The 20,190-nt window shown below is 38.7% G+C and carries 11 protein-coding genes; 4 read left to right on the forward strand and 7 right to left on the reverse strand.

The features are described from left to right. Nucleotides 1-2,331, reverse strand: coding sequence for a TonB-dependent receptor (locus ACHWSC_RS14175; RefSeq protein ID WP_394677199.1), 2,331 nt, complete (start codon nucleotides 2,329-2,331; stop codon nucleotides 1-3). A gap of 289 nt (nucleotides 2,332-2,620) precedes the next feature. On the opposite strand from ACHWSC_RS14175, the gene ACHWSC_RS14180 reads away from it, so the two are divergent. Next, entirely contained in the window at nucleotides 2,621-3,496 is an 876-nt protein-coding gene (locus ACHWSC_RS14180; RefSeq protein WP_394677200.1) for a glycerophosphodiester phosphodiesterase family protein, read from the forward strand. A 10-nt stretch (nucleotides 3,497-3,506) separates the two neighbouring features. Here ACHWSC_RS14180 and ACHWSC_RS14185 read toward each other — a convergent pair whose 3' ends face one another. From ACHWSC_RS14185 to ACHWSC_RS14195, 3 genes are all read right to left on the reverse strand, one after another. Beyond that, nucleotides 3,507-3,932, reverse strand: a complete 426-nt coding sequence (locus ACHWSC_RS14185; RefSeq protein ID WP_120335308.1) for a tol-pal system YbgF family protein — start codon at nucleotides 3,930-3,932, stop codon at nucleotides 3,507-3,509. A gap of 101 nt (nucleotides 3,933-4,033) precedes the next feature. Further along, a complete protein-coding gene (locus tag ACHWSC_RS14190) occupies nucleotides 4,034-5,581 on the reverse strand; it encodes a SusD/RagB family nutrient-binding outer membrane lipoprotein (protein ID WP_394677201.1) in 1,548 nt (515 codons plus the stop codon). Between the two features lie 133 nt (nucleotides 5,582-5,714). Next, nucleotides 5,715-8,897 carry a SusC/RagA family TonB-linked outer membrane protein gene (locus ACHWSC_RS14195; protein WP_394677202.1) on the reverse strand — a complete coding sequence of 1,061 codons (3,183 nt, stop codon included), beginning with the start codon at nucleotides 8,895-8,897 and terminating at the stop codon, nucleotides 5,715-5,717. Nucleotides 8,898-9,515: 618 nt separating this feature from the next. Between ACHWSC_RS14195 and ACHWSC_RS14200 the strand changes: the two genes are divergently transcribed. Continuing rightward, complete coding sequence (locus ACHWSC_RS14200) at nucleotides 9,516-9,938, forward strand: hypothetical protein (RefSeq protein WP_394677203.1); 423 nt, start codon at nucleotides 9,516-9,518, stop codon at nucleotides 9,936-9,938. A gap of 48 nt (nucleotides 9,939-9,986) precedes the next feature. On the opposite strand, the gene ACHWSC_RS14205 is transcribed toward ACHWSC_RS14200, so the two are convergent. Further along, nucleotides 9,987-12,674 carry a carboxypeptidase-like regulatory domain-containing protein gene (locus ACHWSC_RS14205; RefSeq protein ID WP_394677204.1) on the reverse strand — a complete coding sequence of 896 codons (2,688 nt, stop codon included), beginning with the start codon at nucleotides 12,672-12,674 and terminating at the stop codon, nucleotides 9,987-9,989. Nucleotides 12,675-12,967: 293 nt separating this feature from the next. Next, nucleotides 12,968-14,497: a sulfatase gene (locus ACHWSC_RS14210; protein WP_394677205.1), complete on the reverse strand. Its 1,530-nt coding sequence runs from the start codon at nucleotides 14,495-14,497 to the stop codon at nucleotides 12,968-12,970. Between the two features lie 227 nt (nucleotides 14,498-14,724). Here ACHWSC_RS14210 and ACHWSC_RS14215 point away from each other — a divergent pair, with 227 nt between their 5' ends. Continuing rightward, nucleotides 14,725-15,897 (forward strand): glycoside hydrolase family 27 protein, encoded by a 1,173-nt coding sequence (locus ACHWSC_RS14215; protein WP_394677206.1) that lies wholly within the window; start codon nucleotides 14,725-14,727, stop codon nucleotides 15,895-15,897. Between the two features lie 115 nt (nucleotides 15,898-16,012). Here ACHWSC_RS14215 and ACHWSC_RS14220 read toward each other — a convergent pair whose 3' ends face one another. Further along, nucleotides 16,013-16,741 (reverse strand): FadR/GntR family transcriptional regulator, encoded by a 729-nt coding sequence (locus ACHWSC_RS14220; RefSeq protein WP_394677207.1) that lies wholly within the window; start codon nucleotides 16,739-16,741, stop codon nucleotides 16,013-16,015. Nucleotides 16,742-16,888: 147 nt separating this feature from the next. On the opposite strand from ACHWSC_RS14220, the gene ACHWSC_RS14225 reads away from it, so the two are divergent. Then, nucleotides 16,889-20,188: a SusC/RagA family TonB-linked outer membrane protein gene (locus tag ACHWSC_RS14225; RefSeq protein ID WP_394677208.1), complete on the forward strand. Its 3,300-nt coding sequence runs from the start codon at nucleotides 16,889-16,891 to the stop codon at nucleotides 20,186-20,188. The last annotated feature ends 2 nt before the right edge of the window (nucleotides 20,189-20,190 follow it).

The raw sequence follows: 20,190 nt of genomic DNA on the forward strand, positions 1-20,190 counted from the left end.
TTAGAATTTGTAGTTGATGTTAAATGAGGCCAACATACCTTGTCCTTTGACGTATTCTTCATTTAAGGCACGATATTGACTGACAACAGGATAATAGTTTTTATTAAATAAGTTTTCTACCCCCATACCGATAGACCATTGTTTGTTTACTTGGTAATTTCCATTTAAGTTAAATAGATCAACGGTCTTAACGGGGCCTTCGCTGTTTTTGTATACGCCTTTATCGTTTGGAAGAAAGCGATCCCGGGATCCGGTATGCACCCAAAAAAGCTGAAAGGTTAAGGGTTTGATCGGAGTATAGTAGATGTATCCCGTTGCTTTATCTGGCGAGATACGTGAGCCATTGAGGTAGGATTTTGATCCATCGTCTTTTTTTGACTTTCCTTCCACATAGGCATAGGTTCCACCGATGGTCAATTGAGGTGAAATATTAGCGCTCAATGCAATTTCGTAACCATACACATCTTCAGGAAGGCGTTGTGGCATCAGGTAACCACCAATGTCCACCAGTTCAACGCCCATTTTGGAAGTACTGTAGTAATAAGATGCTGATAGCTGGAAAATGCTGTAATTGCTTGAGAATCCGATTTCGTAATTATTAGTGATAATAGGGTCGGTTTTTAGGCTATCTAAATCATTATCTGTTGCACGACGTACAATACGGCCGAGTTCATTGATTGCGAAACCTTGGGAGAAACTCACGAAGGGATTAAAGATCGCGAATTTGTTGTAACGCAAACCTGCATTGAAGGTCGCTCCTTTGTAGGGGATATTACCTCCTTTTACGGCAATACTTCCTTCGTTGTTGGGGCCTGTAGCAATGGTATTGAAATCCTTTATTTTGACTGTTGCATTTTCATAACGTACACCGCCTTTAAAGATTAAGTTTTCTAGGAAATCAATTTTTACCTGGGCGTATGGAGCAACGTTTAACATGTTCATATAGGGAATATAGACCCTGCCGTCGGTCAGATTTTGATCTGTTACATCATTTAGTAAATCTACACCGTAGGTGATATCTGCATTTGAACCCAATACCTGAAAAGGTGTGTTTAGGTTAACGCGTAAGCCTTTTTTCTCCGAATTGATCTGTGTTTGTCCCGGACCATACCATGCAGAAGCTTTCTCAACATAACGGTTCATGGATCGAAATGTATTGTAGTATGCAGAAGCAGTTAAAGATGTCGACGCGAATAGATTACTTTTAGTATAGGTCAACATGGCATTGTGGTTATATGGAGTTCCAGCAGGTTTACCTGGATCTTCGCCTTTCACGCCTATCGTTGGCGTTTGACCATATACACCTGTTTGGCTGATGTATCTGTTGTGTTGGTTACTTCTGTAGAAGTTGTATACTGCCGTAATATTGGAACTGCTATCGATACGGTACCCTGCTTTTAGAAATGCATTGTATTGATAGGTGTTCGAAAGACCGTCTGTCTGACCGAGGGGAACCCCGTCGCCATCGCGTTGCAGGCCAACGTAATCGGCGGATCCACTGACGGTATAATTCCATCTGTTTTTTTGTCCGTATAAGGTTTGTCCAATGCGATAGCCCATAGTACCGGCGCTATGAACTGGATTGAAAGTAGTTCTAACACTTGTGATCCCTTGTATCGGAGCAGCGTCTTTCGATGGATTGCGTGTAATGTAGTTGATAATACCGCCTGCGGAGCCATTTCCATAGATAGATGTAGCACCTTTGATAACCTCAACCCGTTCGATGACACTCGGGTCAATGGTCCGAAGATCACGTTGTCCATTCATCAAAGGCGTTGATTGTGGAATACCGTCGATCAAAACAAGCACAGATCTCCCACGAAGTGTTTGTCCGGAGTTTGTCGCTTTATTGGTCGATGTTCCAAGACCGGGAACAGTATTCCCTAAAATTGTTGAAAGATTGGTGCTGATTTGGCTTTGGGCCTCAATTTCTTTTGTGGTCAAGATCGTTACTGAAGAAGGGACAGTGGAGATGCTTTCGGGCTTACGTCCTGCTGTTACAATAATCTCATCTAACACTTGGGTAGAATTAAGCTGAATTGACAATGGGTGTTGAACGGTATCTAAATTGACCATTTTTTCAACCGTTGAAAAGCCTGTGTATGATACCCGCAATTGAATCGGATTATTCAAAGGTCTTTTGGCAAAAATGAATTGTCCAAGTTGATTAGAATAGCCGACGCTTTTTCCGTCAACTTTGATATTCGCTTGGCTTAATGGTTTATTGTCTCTGTCTTTTACGATAAGGGATAATTCTTGTGCATGTAGCTGAGTACTTAAAAGCAAAAGAATTCCACTGCTGAACATCATATATCGTGTTCTGTTTTTCATGGTAATTTATTTAGATCAAATATAAATTAATGTGCAAATATAGTTTATTTTATAGTTGTGCCAACAGCTATATTATATTTTTTTTTGATTTTTAGAGGTGGTATACCGTGATTTTCAGGAGGATTTGATATTGCAGTAAAAGTTTAATTCCTTAAGCTTATGTTTATACGTGGATTGGTGGTTGATATGGACTGAATGTTTTGTTAACGATTTATTGATCTTGGTTGATTAATTTAGGATGTTATTTTTTGTGGCTCAAGCTTATATATTTGAACGTAATTATAAATTAATGAGTAGAACATTTTTCGCTTTTTTTCTTTTTGTTTCGTCGTATTCAATAGTCGTCGGACAAAAAATCCATTCACTTGAGTTTGCTTCTCCAAAGGCGATGCGTGATTATTTTACCTATGCTAAAGATAAAAAAATTGTAAGTGGTCATCGGGGAACGATTGAGGCTGGACTTCCTGAAAATTCGATTGCGGCATTTGAAGCCGTATTACGAAAAACACCGGCTATTTTTGAAATCGATCCGCGTTACACCAAGGATAGTGTTGCTATTTTGATGCACGATGCGACATTGGATAGAACTACAAATGGAAAAGGAAAAGTATCTGACTATACCTGGGATGAATTGCGTAAGCTGAAATTAAAGGATCAGGCTGGAAATATTACCCGGTTTGGTATTAACACACTTGATGAAGTCATTCAATGGGCAAAGGGTAAAACCATCCTCAACTTAGATAAAAAAGACTTACCATTGGCGGCTACAGCAGCAATACTAAAAAAATACAATGCCTACAGTTGGGTGTGGGTTACGGTACATAATACTGAACAGGCAGCGTTTTATTTGGCGCAGAATCCGGAACAGTATATGTCCATGCATATTAAAGATCAGGCTGCATTGGAAAAATTTAAATCCTCTGGATTACCCTACGACCGTATGATTGTCTATATTGGGCCAGAACTAAAGGATTCCAATCAGGCGATGTATCAATTCTTCAACAACAAAGGTGTGATGTGCATGATTTCAGCGGCGTCTACCTACGATAAGTTGCAGACAAAGACAGAACGCGCCGAAAAGTATAGGGCCATATTTGCGGAAGGAGCCTCCGTTCTTGAGTCGGATCTCCCTATGGAAGTCGGTGAAGTAATCGATTCGTTTTAACGGATTATGATCAATCCAAATCGATATTGTCATCTAAAAATTTAAGATACTTAGGCGATTCATCTTCGAAAATGTCTCTTCCTTCCATCATATAGGCGCGAAGAAGATATTCCTGGGCAGACTCGCTATTGTTGTCTTCCAAATAGCACTGTCCTAAGCGCAGCATGATAAAGGGGTTTTCGTAGGCATTTTCGATAATGTTCTGTTTTGCCTTTTCAAAATGAGAAAGAGCATTGTCAAAATCGTCCAGTAAGAAAAAGGCGTCTCCTATGGAAGCTTCGAGCCAAAGACTTTCCGCATGAACATGTTGTGGACTAGGGACTAGATCAAGTGCTTCGGTCCACACCCGGATCGCCGCCTGATAGTTGCCTTCATCACATTGGATGTTTCCTTCCTCGCTAAGTTGGTCTATTCTGTCTAATGTTTGATCGTCCATGACATTTTATTCTTTAGAGTGCTATACGAAGATAAGAAATATAATAATAAAAAACACCTGAAGCCTAAGCCTCAGGTGTGAGCTGATTGAAATACCTAAGTTTATTTATTCCACCATAATTTGGTGCTTATCACATCATCTCCTTGTCGTGAAAGTGCACTTTGATAATTCGTCTTATTGGTACTTTGTTCTTTTAATGGGTACACCAAACGGCTTGGTATTGTGTTTCCTACTTCAGGAGTGAACGTATATGTAACAGGTTTGCCTTCTACTGTTCCGGTCCATGTAATATCACCTTTTTTGATTAGGAATAACGGATACCCTGTTCTTCTGATTTCGGACCAAGATTCGATACTTTGGTTGAAAAGTGCTAAGTACTTTTGAGAAAGCACATTTTCTTTATTCGCAGCAGGAAGTTTACTCAGATAGGTTGCTACCTCATCAGAAGGCACAGACCATTTTTCAAGAGAAGCCCGAACCCCCTTTTCGTAATTAGATTGATCCCAGTTGTTGTTTTCAGCTAAAATGAAAGCAACTTCCGCATATTCTACAAGTACTTCCCCGTAATCTGCAGCATTGATAATGTCACTCGGTAGTGATATTTTGTCTACAGGAAATAGATTACCCGCTGCTAGGGGGAGACCATAGGGTTGGCCGTAGTAAACATTTCCTGAGCTTGTCGGTTTAGCAAATTTTGATAGACGTGGATCTGCAATTTTAAAGGGGCCACGACTGCCCTGTAAAGTTTCAATAATCACATTAGAAATTGCAAAGTCTTTTCGATTGGCAGTTACCGTTGCTCTAAACAATGGTGCTTCATTTGGTGATGTTTTGGAGTATTTAAATACCGCATTATCATTGTTGGAGGTGAATACACCTTTTTTGATGGCATCGGCGATATGTGTCGTTGCCAAAGTAGCATCTTTGCCTTTGATCCGATTCGCAACACGTAGACGTAACGAATTGGCGAATTTTGCCCAGCTACTATTTGATCCTTTATAGATAATATCAGCTGTTCCGAAAGTCGTGGCTGTTGGATACTTTGCTAATGTATCAGCTGCCTGCTGTAATTCATTGAGAATGTCTTTGTAGATTTTCTCTTGACTTGCATATTTTGGCGTTAGGTTATCCGGATCCTGCTGTAGCGCTTCAAAATCTGCATCTTTATTGCCATAGGATTCATAGGGAATATCACCAAAAACATCTGTTAGCGATTGAAAAGCGTAGGCCTTGAGTATTCTTGCTATCGCAATCTGATTGGTATTTGTACCAGCTGTTCCCGCCGCGGCAATCGCTTTAGTGGATTCATTGGTATTAAGCTTAATAATTTCATTTAAATTATTAAGCGATTTATAGGTCGCAGTCCAATAGTTGTCTGAATAGCTTGTTGGTATTTGATAGCGAGATTGGTCCGTGTAAATGTTCTGACTGAAATACTGTGCAAATAATTGAGCACCTCGTAGGCTTACTTCTTCGCTTCGTAATGCATTGACTAGCTGTTTTTCGGCGGTCACTAGAATCGTTGGCGTTGTAACAGAAGCAGGTCGATTTGGGTCTGTATTGATATCGCTAAATGTGGATTTGGAGCACGAAGTAGCAATAAGCGATAGGCCGATGAATGAAGTATGTAGTATGTTTGATATTTTCATCTGTATATTTATTTATAAGTGCTTGTTCAGATTATCGATGAATCTGTTGCACTTGGGTTATCTTTTAAAGCTGATGAACGATCAGATTTATCCGGTCTAACATTATGGAGTAAATCATGATGAGTTTCATCTTCTAGAATTTAAGATTAACGTTAAAACCATAAGTAACCGGAAGAGGTATATTTCCACCTTCAATACCCTGAACATTTCCACCACTGGATGTGAACTCTGGATCAATATACTTACTCTTGGTATAAATGTTCCAAAGATTACGTCCGTATACATTCACGCCAATGTTTTTGATAATTTTGGGATTAGTCAATTTGAAATTGTAACCCAGAGTAACTTCCCTTAATTTAACATATGTTGCATCGAAGATTGAAAATGTTGTCGGACCATTATATTCATTGCGCGCCCATTGTTGTGCAGTAATATTAGTGGTATTCTGTTGGATGTTACTCACATCGTACGAACCATCACTATGGAATGCAACATCTCCCTTAACTCCATCCAGGACGACACCCGTTTCACGAATATTATTTGCAGCTGTCTTATCCAAAATACCAGAATACATACCAACTTTATAGGTTTGTGAGAAGAATTTTCCACCCACTCGACCCGAGACTAAAAAGCCTAGACTAAAGTTTTTGTAACGGAAGGTATTTTGGATACCGAAGGTAAAATCGGGCAGTACTGACCCTAAAGGAACCAACTGTGATGTTTTCATGTAGGTGCCATCTGCCTGGACAACGCGTTGTCCGTCCGGAGCATAGACAAAGTCGTAACCCAAAAATTGGCCATAGGATTCTCCTTCACGTGCAACGAGCTCGACCAAGGAATTGCTTAAGCTCAATGTGTTGACCTGATCATCCAATTTAATGACTTTGTTTTTATTCTTAGCCCAGTTGATTGCCGCATCCCAAGTGAAATTTTCGTGTTTGATAGGGGTACCATTTAACACGACTTCAATTCCTTTGTTATTGATTTTTCCAGCATTGAATACTTTTCCGGCATACCCGAATGATGAAGAAACAGGGACTGGCAGGATTTGATTCCTCGAATTGTTGTTGTAATAGGTTACATCAAATCCTAGTCGATTTTTGAATAATTGTAGATTTAGGCCTGTCTCCCAAGAGCTGGTAATTTCAGGTTTTAGATTAGCATTTGGTTTAGTGCTTGGAAGCCCATAGGACGCTTGTCCGTCAAAGGATTGCTCGGGTTCGTAGACTTTATACAATTGATAAGGATCTGTATCATTTCCGACTTGAGCCCATCCCAGGCGGATTTTACCGAAACTAAGCCAATCCAATTTTTTAAATGCTTCCAGTTGGCTAAAAACAAAACTACCTGTCAGGGACGGATATATAAATGAATTGTTGTTGGTCGGCAATGTAGATGACCAGTCATTACGTACCGTTCCATCTAAATACAGAAAATCGTTGTATCCCAAAGAGAAGCTACCATAGATTGATGCAATGCGTCTATGGTATCGGAAGTTGTCAATTTTAACTGCATTGGCATTTTTCAGATTATAGTAATTAGGAATAATCAAACCGCCCTGTGTAATCGCATAGTCTTGCTTCCGCTGTTGGTCACGAAGATTGGCGCCTATATTCCCGATAAGGGAGAATTTATCCCAGTTTTTCTTGGCGGTAGCTAAAAACTCATAGTTGTATTCATTTAGTTTATTGTTGGCTTCCTCGTATTGAGAAGTGCTTCGTGAATAAACCGCAATTCGATCTTGAGACTGGAATGAATAAATATCTCCATGTACTTTAGCCCCTAAAGTTAGCCAATTGTTTAAGTCATATTGTAAACCGATATTACCGTAGAAACGATCTCTATTGTCCTCCATGTACGACTCATAGGCGGACCAATAGGGATTATCAATAAAACGGGTCGCCTCGGCGGCAGGCGTATTTTGCCATCCCGTTCGGTTCCAGGCTAACGGAGTTCCGTCTTCACGTTTGTAGTTTTCCAATATTTTGTAATCGACTTGTACAGCTCCCCATTGGAATGCTTCAAGGATAATATTTCTATTGGAAGCACCAGTCCATGGACGGCCTACTGATGCATTACGGATATAGTTAAAATTCGAATTAATCTTCAGTTTACCTAATTGTGTGCCCCCGGAGAAGTTAAAGGTATTACGGCCCAAACTGGAGTTGGGTGTTGTTCCTGTTACATTTTTATTCGTGTAGGAAAAGCGATAATTTGTATTTCCGCTATTGCCAGCTATGGCAAAATTGTTGGTGTTGGATACACCTGTCCGAAAGAAATAACTAACATCATTTTTGGGATAAATCCACTGAGACGGATTTAAATAGTTGGCCTCATCTTCAGGGTTCAGATTGTACCATTGAAGTACTGGTGTGCCGTCGAGTTTTGGTCCCCAGCTTTCATCTGCGGCATAATCGACTATTTTGTAGTCTGTTCCATTGATGTTTTGGGTTTGAAAGCTTGTGGAATACCCTTGACCATAGAGATGTTGTCTTTTGGGTAATCGAACAATATTTTCAAAATCAACCCCGGTATTTAAGGAAATATCTACTTTTTCACCCTTTGATGCACGTTTGGTCGTAATCAGTATAACCCCATTGGCTGCCCTAGAACCATAAAGAGCAGCAGCAGATGGCCCTTTTAATACCGAAATGTTGTCAATATCATCGGGGTTGATATCTTGTATCATGTTACCAACATCTTTACCGGCACTTCCGTTGATAGTAGAAGAAGAGTTTAAATCGGTATTATCAATAGGCGTACCATCAATGACATATAGAGGTTGATTGTTTCCCGCGATTGAGTTAATACCTCTAAGCAAAACATGGGAAGATCCACCCATGTTTCCGCCTGAGGTCGTTACTTGAAGTCCTGCAACTTTTCCAGACAAGGCACTGAGGGCATTGGTAGGCCGCGTTTGAAGTTCAACAGATTTAACCTCCTGTACGGCATAACCCAGTGATTTTTTCTCACGTGAAATACCTAAGGCCGTCACAACAACTTCGTTTAGTTGTGAAGTCGTTGGCAGAAGTTGAACCGTGGTGAAACCTGTGGTATTGGTTTGAACAGTTCGAGTTTCAAAGCCAATATATTGAATGCTGATGTTAAGTGAGCTTCCGGTCGAAGGGAACTCAAATAGTCCATTTGCATCTGTTTGAACCTGTTTTTTACTGCTTGTTTCGGTAACTGTAGCCCCTTGAATAGGATTGTTATTGTTGTCGACTACCTTTCCTTTTATAGTGGTTTGTGCGTATAGTGCGTTAGTACTAAGACAAAGCGCGGCCATTACGACAAAATTTATGTTGTTTTTTGCCATACTAATTATAATAGTGAGTTTATTGTTTGAGTTGGGTTATAGGAGATATTTGAAATTTACCTGTAAAAACATCCCCTTAGGACATTCGTTTTTTAAGGATATTACCTGTATGCTGTTTCATGTGTTAAAAAATGTTAATGCAAATATATAAAATCTACCTGATAACTATACTTTGTTTTTTTGTTTTTTGTAATTTTTGAGTCAGAATGATAAGATGCGGTCTTTATAAGTGAGGAGCAGCTGGGGCATCAAGTTTTTTTTCTTTTCGGCACACCTTCTTGTTTTCTTTGCAATATGTTGCCTATCAGGATATTGATTGGTAGGTACGAATCGTAAACGACAACGCACGGATTGTAAATCCTCGTATTTTCGAATAAAAAAGGGCAATGTTATTGTGTCTCCATGATAGTGAATTAAAACGTTAACACGATGATTATTTTTGGCACAAGAACAAAAGTTTTAGCTAATAAATCGCAATCGGCAATCGGAAACTGCGATTATTGTGGCACAGTTCAATCCCTTTTTGCATACAGGCAAATTAAATATTTTCATATTTTTTGGATCCCCATATTTCCATATGCCTCGGAGGTCATTACCATTTGTACGCATTGCAAAAAGTTGAGTTACCAACGTGAAATCAACCCACAAACATTTCAGGCCATATCTTCGGGAGCTATCCGTAAAACACCTTTTGGATATTTTTCGGGCTTAGTTCTGATTGGACTTTTTGTATCTGCTATTGTTATAGCAGGAATTTATGGTGCAAAAAAGAAGGAAAAATACCTGAAAGATCCAAAGGTTGGTGATGTGTATGAGGTTTCCTATACAAAAGATGGAAAAACGATGCGTACGCTTTACCGTATCGCCAATTTAACGACCGACTCTGTTACCTTTGACCTAAACGATTATGAAGCGGATAGCCAAAAGGGGCTACGCAAATTGCGCGAGCAACATGCGGACAGCTATTCTGAAAAGCAACGTTTATCACGTGCTGAACTTGAAGAAATGAAAAGTAAGATATCGAATATTGAAAGATTGTAATAATCATTTTTATTGTTGTTATAAGCAAGGTTCAGCTCTTTACCCGATCTACTTCTTTGTTTTGATAATATTAAATTTATGGATATAGCCCAACATAAAATATTGTTTCAATGTAAGTGAATTCCCAAAATATGTTACGTTTCCTTGACTGCCCCAATAATTTTGGGTATTCTGATTCAATATATCAAAGCCGGTCAATTTTAGCTGTGAATTATTTTTAAAGTTATAATAGACTGACGCATTTAAGATATGGTAGTTTTTTCTGCCGCTCAATCCGCTGGCCCGGTTATCTAAGGAGTATATTGATTCTAGCGAAAATCCGTGGATTGGATTAATATTCAATCCTGCACCAATTTTACGGGTTGAATAAGTTGATTCAATAAAGTCGGTGTTATCTTTTACCGAATTTATGTTCTTGTTCCAAGAATAGGTATACTGTGGTGATATCGTCACTAGGTTTTTCCATGTCGCGGAAAATTGTTGGCTGGCATTGATCCCTATATTGGTCCCTTTATTATCAACATCATTGATGGAACTATAATTTTCATAGGTATAGAAATTGTTGTTTTGCGATAGATAGAATGACCAATTTTTACTGGCTTTTAGGTTGTATCTAAGGTAAGTATAGGCACTATAGTTATATTTTGAGCCAGCGAGAAACATCTGGGTGGTCATTTGTCCTGTATTGTTGTTTCGCCAGCTACGGGACCCGATGCTGTTATTGACATAATTGATATTTCCATTTACATTAAACTGCAATTTCGAGGTATACTTATAGTATGATATACTGACATTCTGTTTTTCGATATTGTTGAATATAAAGGATGTCTTTCGTGTATATAACGGATTTAAATCCAAGACGAGCTGCTGAATTCCATAGAGCTCGGGGGACTCGAGATCTTTATACCAGCCGAGGTTTAGATCTTTATAACGGATATTAATATTGGGCAACCAGTAGCCTAAAGATGATTTCTCGACAGAGTTGATTTTAAGTAAATCAAAATGATTTACCTTTACTTGATAGGCTGTTCCAAACTTTACGTTAAAATCTTTGGTGGGTCTCCAGTAAAATATAATACCGGTAATATAATCCTGGTATTTGTAACGATAGCTATTTTCATAAGGAGCTGCATGCATTTCTCCAGTGCTGTCGCGGTTGATATATACACTTTCCTGTGGCCCTTGGCGGTTAGTGACATAGGTGAAGTAGTAGTCAAAGTTTAGTTTTTTAATTATTTTATTATAATAGGCTGCACTGAAATATAGGTTGTTGGAATTATTTTGTGTTCGGTTTTTATACCATAAACTAGTCCGCGGCTTAGCTGTGTCATATATATAGGTGTTTTGGAAGGACGTATCGGTCTTTTCATTTGTATTGATGGAAATCGTATTTCTAAAAGATACGATGTGGTTTTTATTGAGTTGTTTTTCGATATAGAATCCATGTGAATAATTCAGGGTATTTTCCTTATTTCCGCCCGTACCTGTTGCGTCATTTAATTTTTTGAGATCCGTATAGGAGCGGTTCATTCCGAAGGTTGAATTATTTTTTGAATTGATACCCAAATTCGGTGTAAATTCAAAATAGGCTGTTGTATCCATGCGATGTCGGAGGAGGGTTTTGAGATTATGCCCTACAGATTTCTCCTGTTGTTGGTAATTGGATGCTGAATATTGTTTTTCCTGATCGTATAATGAGATTTGATTGCCGGTATTTTGATTTTCGGCTTTATTATATTTCAGCATGTACATGATGTTCAACTTGGTCTTCTTTCCCCAGTCATTGTTGAGATTAAAGCCCAAGCCAATATCGTTGGCCTTACCTGAATAGTTCCTACCTCCAAAATTATCAAATCCATAGTTTTCGGCACGTCCAAGTCCAGCTTCTTGGTTCAATTCATTGTAATCAAAACTTTGGCGGTTAATGTTATTTCCAAAACCGAGGAAACTCAGCTGTAGTGTGTCCTTAAATGTATTGAATAAACCACCGGCCTCATACCTGCTCCTTGTACCTGCACTACCATAAAGTTTACCAAAACTGGCCTTGAGAAAATCTTTCTTAAATTTTAGGTTAATCGTAATCGGCAGTTTATCTTCGTCTTCGTTATCTTTTTTTGTTTCGCCCTTATCACGGTACACCTGTACTGTTTTGATAAGAGAAGCATCCAAATTTCGTGTGGCAATACGTACATCACTCGAAAAGAAATCCTTGTCGTTTACTTTTACTTTTGAAACCTCTTTCCCTTGATAGTAAATAGAGCCATCCATATTTACTTGCAGACCAGGTAGTTCTTTGAGTAATTCCTCGACGTTGGCGTTTGGACGAGTTTTGAAGAAGTTGGTGTTATATTCTAACGTATCTTTATTCATCCGTACGGGGGGAACAATATTGACGACTACTTCATCGAGGCTTTTCGAGTCGAGCTTTAAGTGAGCGAAATCATAATTTTCTCCGTTAGGAATAGTAAATTCCTTACGAAAAGGATTTGCATTGACATGTGAAATAAAAAGCGTTAATGTGGTCCCTGTGGGAATTTTAACAAATTCAAATTTACCTTTTGTGTCAGTAAGGAGGTAGGAAACTACGGAAGAGTCTTTTGAATTGAGAATCGTTACAGTTGCTTTTTCTAATGGTTCCGCATTTTGAGAAAATACAGTCCCAAGAACTTTGCCCTTCGATTGACCTAGAACTATATTTGTGGTGAGTAATAAAATTAAAAATAAGTAAATTTTCATAAAATTAAGTACGTATGTCTTGGCTATATTGGTGATTAAAATGATTTTATGTAAATCATTTTAATACTATATTAAAGAAATGAAAATTATACTATAAATGAAAATTTATTTATAAGACAATCGATTGCGGATTCTATTTATTGCAATTTTTTTAAGAGTAATTGTCTGCGAAACAATCTATTTACAATGAGCTATTGGACTTAACTATATAAGCAGCATTTCAATAAACATTTCGAAGAAACGTATAGCAATAAAAAAGGGTATCCAATAGATGGGATACCCTGATGGTATAATTAGTCGATGTTGATTTTGTAAATAGCTTCTGCTTCTTTGTCATCAAATTGGCGCATTTGTGTGATCAGTTTCTTTTTCATCAGTTTGACGACACTTTGATAGGCAGGATCCTTGTAGACATTATGGAGTTCACTGGGGTCCTTTTGAAGGTCAAAGAGCTCCCAATTTTCGATTCGTTTATAATAGCGTATCAATTTATAACGGTCATCACGAACACCAAAATGGGGGCTAACGGCATGTTCTCCATTTTCAAAATAATGATAGAACAGATCTTTTCGATGTTCCTCTTTGTTATTTTTCAGGACATGTACAAAAGATTCTCCTTGCATGTCTTTCGGTTTTTTGATAGCAGCTAACTCCAATAACGTGGGAGCGATATCAGCGTTGACAATTTTGGCGTTTATGGTTGATTTTGCGCGTAATAGGGCTGGGTACCGCATGACCATTGGTGTACGAAAAGATTCCTCATACATCCAACGTTTGTCGAACCAACCATGCTCACCCATATAAAAACCTTGGTCTGAAAGATAGATTACAATTGTATTTTCACTGAGTGATTTTTGATCCAGATAATCTAGTACTTTCCCTATATTGCGGTCCATAGATTGGGCAGTATTGAGATAATCAATCATATAACGTCTGAACTTCCATTCTGCAAGTTGCTTGCCCGTCAAATTACCCTGCTTTAGTTGTTCATAAATGGGCCGGTAATAGGCGATATAGCTATCCTTTTGAGCTTGGTTCATCCGCTTGAAGTTACCGTCAGCCATCATGTCTTCCAATGAATTGAACATTTTGAGATCGTAGCCCATTTTCATGTCCTTGTCAATGGACATTTCCTGCAATGCGGCTGCAGGTCTACTTTGGTAATTGTCGTAGAAAGTAGTGGGTAAGGTGAAATTTACAGTATCGTAGCTGCCGAAGTCCTTTGGATCTGGCATCCATGTACGGTGTGTGGCTTTATGACCGATGACTAGACAAAATGGCTTATCAGCGTCTACCGTATCGAGCCAATCAATAGCTTTTTCGGTTACGATATCGGATACATACCCTTCAGTGCGTTTGCGCCCCTCCTTGCTGATAAAATCTGGATTAAAATAGGTGCCCTGCCCAACAAGAATGTCATAATAGTTGAAACCTTGCAGTTTGTCTCCTAAGTGAATTTTACCCACCCAAGCGGTATTGTAACCTACGTTTTGGAGCTGTTTCACAAAAAGATCCTGACTAAAGTCGAATTCAGAAGTTTCATTGTCTTTGAATCCATTTTTATGGCTGTACTTGCCCGTCAATAATGTCGCTCGGGATGGCCCGCAGATCGAATTGTTGACGAAGGCATTTTTAAATAGGGCACCCTGAGCAGCGATGCGGTCGATCTGTGGTGTTTTCCCGTATTTCGAACCATAGGCACCAATTGCTTGATAGGCATGATCATCGGAAATAATGATGATGATATTAGGCTTTTTTTGTGCAGAAGCATTTTTATAGAGAAGTGTTGCGAGTACGGCAAATAAAAAGATCCTGAGTTTCATTGTGTTTTTGGTTTAAATTGAATGTATCAAGCTTTTTTAAGCTATGCTATTTGAAAATAGTGTAAATTTCACGATGGTGATAACGCTGACTAAGATAATGATTATTATGTATTACATAAAATAATTGAGTGATTGAATTTACTTTTTCATATCATTGTCTCTATGTATTTTTGATGCAGATTAAAATGAAAATAAAGGATAGATCAGATCTTTTTTATACTACAATTATGGGATTTAAGTTATTATTTAAGTATATACTTTTGGGGGCTTTAGTAGGTGCTTGGAATCTAAAAGGGTTGTGTCAAGAGGCAAAACCGCCAATAATGGGTTGGAGCAGCTGGAATAGCTTTCGGATCCATATTGATGAAAAGTTGATTCGAGAACAGGCTGATGCCATGGTTGCGACTGGCTTGCACGATGCGGGATACAGTTATATCAATGTGGATGACGGGTATTTCGGGGGGCGTGACCAAGTGGGAAAACTTTACGAAGACCGTTCAAAATTTCCCAATGGCATGCGGGCGCTAGCTGATTATATTCATTCCAAGGGTTTAAAAGCTGGATTGTATTCGGAAGGTGGAAAAAATACTTGTGGTTCTATCTGGGACAAAGATCCAAAAGGTATTGGGGTAGGAATGTATGGCCATGAAGACCAAGATGCGCAGTTATTTTTTAGAGAGTGGAATTTTGATTTCATCAAAGTGGATTGGTGTGGTGGATTGGAAATGAAGCTCGATGATCGCGAGCAATATACAAAGATTATAACAGCAGTGAGGAAGGTTCGTCCAGATGTAGGCTTTAATCTTTGCCGCTGGCAGTTTCCAGGGGAATGGGCAATTAAACAAGTGGATTCCTGGCGTATTTCACAAGATATACAACCAAATTTTGCTTCAGTGTTGCATATTATTGATCTCAATCGTAATCTTTATCCTTATAGCTCTCCAGGTCATTATAACGATATGGATATGCTTCAAGTGGGCAATGGAATGACTCATGAAGAAGATAAAACACATTTTTCAATGTGGTGTATGTTAAATTCACCTTTGATGGCCGGAAATGATCTGCGTAAAATTTCAAAAGAGACACTCGCTATATTGACGAACAAAGAAATGATCGCGCTTAATCAGGATAAGGCTTTTAAGCAAGCGCAAGCTGTGTTTAAAGCGGGTGAGGTAGAAGTATGGAAAAAAGACCTGGCAGATCCAAAGCGTAAGGCACTTGCAATACTTAATAGATCAGACAACGAAACGATGTTTAAACTGGATACTAAAGCGCTGAATTTGTCTCCAAAAAATCGCGTCAGAGATTTATGGCTTCATCGAGATGAAGGAAACCTTGGTCAGAATACAAAATTCATTCTTCCTCCACACGGAATCATTGTACTGTTGCTGTCTGAATAACAAAGTGTCAAATTGTACGATAACCAAGTAAAAGGATCAAGTGGAGACACTATAAAAAAGCCCAATCATAGATTGGGCTTTTTTATAGTGTTGTTAATCAATTTTTTTAAACAGATTATCCAATAGATTTCTTATATAAAAAGAGTCGCTGATAATGATTGTCAAGATGCTTGCGCATGGCATTTCGAAAAACCTCGGCATTGCCGACCTTCAATATATCAACTAGGCCTCGGTGTGAAATAAAGCTTTTCGATTGACTGGGACTAGTCAGTAAGCCGCTGCTATGAACATATTGAAAAACAGGTAACAGCATATTTTGGAAATCTTTGAGAATCGTATTTCCAGTGATTTCATAAAGCTTACCGTGAAAGGCAATTTCAGTTTCAATGTCGAAAATTGTATTATCTGCATTTATAGGTTCCTTGGCAACGATCGCTTCCAGCTCCTCAATGTCTTTTTCCTGTATATGTTCAAAAAGAATATCCGCCATACCCACTTCCAGCACCATGCGCATTTCAAAAAGATCCTGTAAGGTCTTATTTTCCATAATGGTTGGAAAAAGTGATTTGCGTAGTGGTTTTATAAGATCTGGACTTGTTAGAACGGCCCCACGATGTTTTTTTGATTCGATCAATCCGACCATACGTAACCGCAACATAGCTTCGCGAACTACTGTGCGACTTACACCAAGGGTTTCGGCCAATTCAATTTCCTTAGGTAAAGCATCTCCAACCTTTAAGCCTTGATTGACAAAAAGATTGATGATTTCTTTTTCAGCACGGTCTACTAATGAAGAGGTATCAATTGTATTCAGATGTTCTATCAGCGAAGAATTCGGTTCCATATATATTACATATCGCGCATTAGGCGCATTAAGACAAAGATAATTAATAAAAGTGATTAATATGTTATACATAATTTGATTAAAATTTGTTTTTTACATTTAGTAATTTATATATTTGTATATATGTAATACTTAATACAAACCAATATGTATTCAAACCTAAAATTACGAACCCTTCTCACGCTGTCTGTTTTGATGGGCAATTTGCTTTTAGCACAGGCACAAGACCATGCGGTGCGGGGAAAAATTACCGATGCAAAGACAGGGGAGTTGCTAGGCAACGTGACTGTAAAAGTCAAAGGATCCAACCAATCTTTGCAGACAAATGCTGATGGGACTTTCTCAATCAGTAGCAATCCCAATACTATTTTAATCATCACGTCTACGGGGTATAGACCATATGAAGTAAAAGTTGGACAATTAAATCAATTGGATATCAAACTCGAGTCCAAGGTTGAGCAAATGGATGAAGTTGTGGTGGTTGGATATGGAACACAAAACAGGAGAAGTGTGACTGGTTCCATCGCTAAAGTGGATAAAACTGTTTTGCAAAATACGCCACGTTCTAATGTTGCTACAGCATTACAGGGAACTGTACCTGGATTACAGGTGGTGAATAAATCGGGTACACCCGGGGCGGCGCCTATGTTAAAATTGCGCGGTGGAGCATCAATTAAAAGTTCTAGTCCCCCATTAGTGGTAATAGATGGCGTCATTCGTGAGATGAATGATGTGAGTTCGGATAATATTGAATCCATTGAACTTCTAAAAGATGCTTCTGCAACGGCAATATATGGTGCTCGTGCAAATAATGGCGTAGTTTTGATTACAACGAAAACAGGTAAATCGGGACAGTCAAATATATCTTATAAATTTACAGGAGGGTTCAACCAACGTCGTGAGGGGTATCGTTATTTGAATGCTGGGGATTACATTTATTATACGCGTTTGGGTTATTTAAATGCCGGTAAAACGATTGAGACAGCTAATGGCTCCAGAGGACTGGGATTATTGAGCGATAATGCAAATTTATCTTCGTTCGATATTCGTCGTTACACATCTGACTTGGATCCATTACTAGCTAAAGGGTGGCAACTTGTTGATGATCCGTATGGTGGTCAGATAATTTATAAGGATCATTCGGGCGAAGTTGAGGATATCTTATTTCGAAATACCTATACAAAGGATCATTATGTAAATGTATCGGGCGGTAACGATCGAGGAAAATATTTCGCTGCATTTGATGCATATGATGAGAATGGAATCATTGTAGGCTCCAACTATAAAAGATATACTGCAGATCTAAATGGTTCATATAAGCTGAAACCGAACCTGGAGGTAGCAACCTCGGTCAATTTGTCAACTGCTTCTCAATATGGAGTTGGCGGATCTGAAGTAAGTGCATTATATCGGAATTTGGCTATTTGGCCAACATTTAATCCTTGGGTTGATGAGGCGAAGACGAGACCCAATCCAGGCAACGGCATCAATGATGGGAATCCATTGTATTGGTTGAGCCGTATGGAGAGAAATAATGAAACGAATCGCATTGTAGTAAATGGTTCTCTAAAATGGGATATTATTCCTGGTTTATACCTCAAAGTCTCGGGAAATGCCTATATGAAAGAGTTATTGAATGAGTTCTTCCAAAAATCCACCCAGACCTATGCCAATGTGTTTTCTAACCCCGAAACAATAGGCAGTACTTCAAGAGATGCTTATCGCAATATAAATCGCGATTTCCAAACACAGTTCAATGGTATTTTAAATTATACCAAGACATTTGGTGAAAAGCATAATCTGAATGCTATGCTTGGTGCTGAATATTTTAACACAAAAACAGATTATATGCAGGTGTATGGGAAGAATGCGCCTACTGATGATATACCGACCGTCAATGCTTCGACTGTTTTTGTGGCTGGAAATAACACATCTTCGAAATCTGAATATAGAATTATTTCGTCCATGGGACGTTTGGCTTATGATTATGATGGGAAATATCTGTTGAATGCCGTATATCGTTTGGATGGTGTATCGAGCTTAGCAGATGGTCATCGTTGGGGCTTTTTTCCAGGTCTTTCTGCAGGGTGGAATGTTCATCAAGAAGCATTTTTTAAGAATTCCAAGTTAGCGGAATATATTTCAACTTTAAAGCCTAGACTGAGTTACGGAGAAAATGGAAATATAAACGGATTAGGCAGATATGAAGTTCAGGGAACCTATTCCTTGCAAACCAATTATAATGGAACAGCTGGATACCTTAATACACAGCCTGTAAATGGAAATCTGGTTTGGGAAACGAGTAAAACGACAGGTGTAGGTTTAGATTTAGGTTTATGGAAAGACCGCGTAACTTTACTATTCGATTATTACAATAGAAAAACTAAAAACCTTTTAACAGATCTGACTCTGCCTAGTTATATCGGCTTCTCGTCTATAAATACCAACTTAGGGACTTTACAAAATAAAGGCCTGGAGTTTGGGTTACAAGCTCGCGTGCTTAGAAATCCCGATGGTATTAATTTGAATATTGGCGCAAATGCCGCATTTGTTAAAAATAAAATACTGGAGCTGCCGAATAATGGAAACGAAAATAATCGTCAAGGTGGTCTACAGGTCTATGATCCAACATCGGGTCAAGTTAAATGGGTAGGTGGATATCAGGAGGGGCAATCGCTGGGCGATATCTACGCATATAAACAAGTATCAATATTTAAAGATGATGCTGAGGTAAGTTCAATTGCCGGAAACCGCACGGATAATATTGCAGGAATTACTGGGCCTAATCTCCCTGTTGGAAAAAATGGAAGAATTACTCCTGGAGATGTCAACTGGCTGGATGTCGATGGAAATGATATTATCGATTCACGTGATCAAGTGTATATCGGCAATATTAATCCAAAATGGACGGGAGGATTTACAACGAATTTAAGTTATAAGAATCTGAGCCTTTTTTCAAACTGGGAGTTTGCGCTGGGACATAAGATTTACAATGATCTTGTTGCAAGAACATTGGGTAATTATCAGGGTACATTCAATTATATTGAGTTGCAAAAACAAGCTTGGTCACCCACCAACACTATAACAGACATTCCAAAGGTTTATTTTGCGGATCAGGTTGGTGGTTCCAAACAGAATTATACACGTGGAAACAATGCCAATGCGGTATTGAATAGCAACAATTCGAGGTTTTATGAAAAAGGAGATTATTTGGCACTCCGTGAGTTGACTCTCTCGTACGATATGCCCAAATCATTGCTTGAAAAATCGCGGGTATTTTCGCATGCGCGGATTTATTTTACCGGATCTAATCTTTTTTATATTACAAAATTCTCGGGTCCATCGCCTGAACCGCCCGTAGATGTGAACAATTTGGTTACAGGTATATACTTAGGCACTTATCCCACACCAAGATCTTATGTCTTAGGTGTTCAACTATCCTTTTAATC

Source organism: uncultured Sphingobacterium sp. (genome assembly GCF_964277905.1).
GTDB classification, from domain to species: domain Bacteria; phylum Bacteroidota; class Bacteroidia; order Sphingobacteriales; family Sphingobacteriaceae; genus Sphingobacterium; species Sphingobacterium siyangense.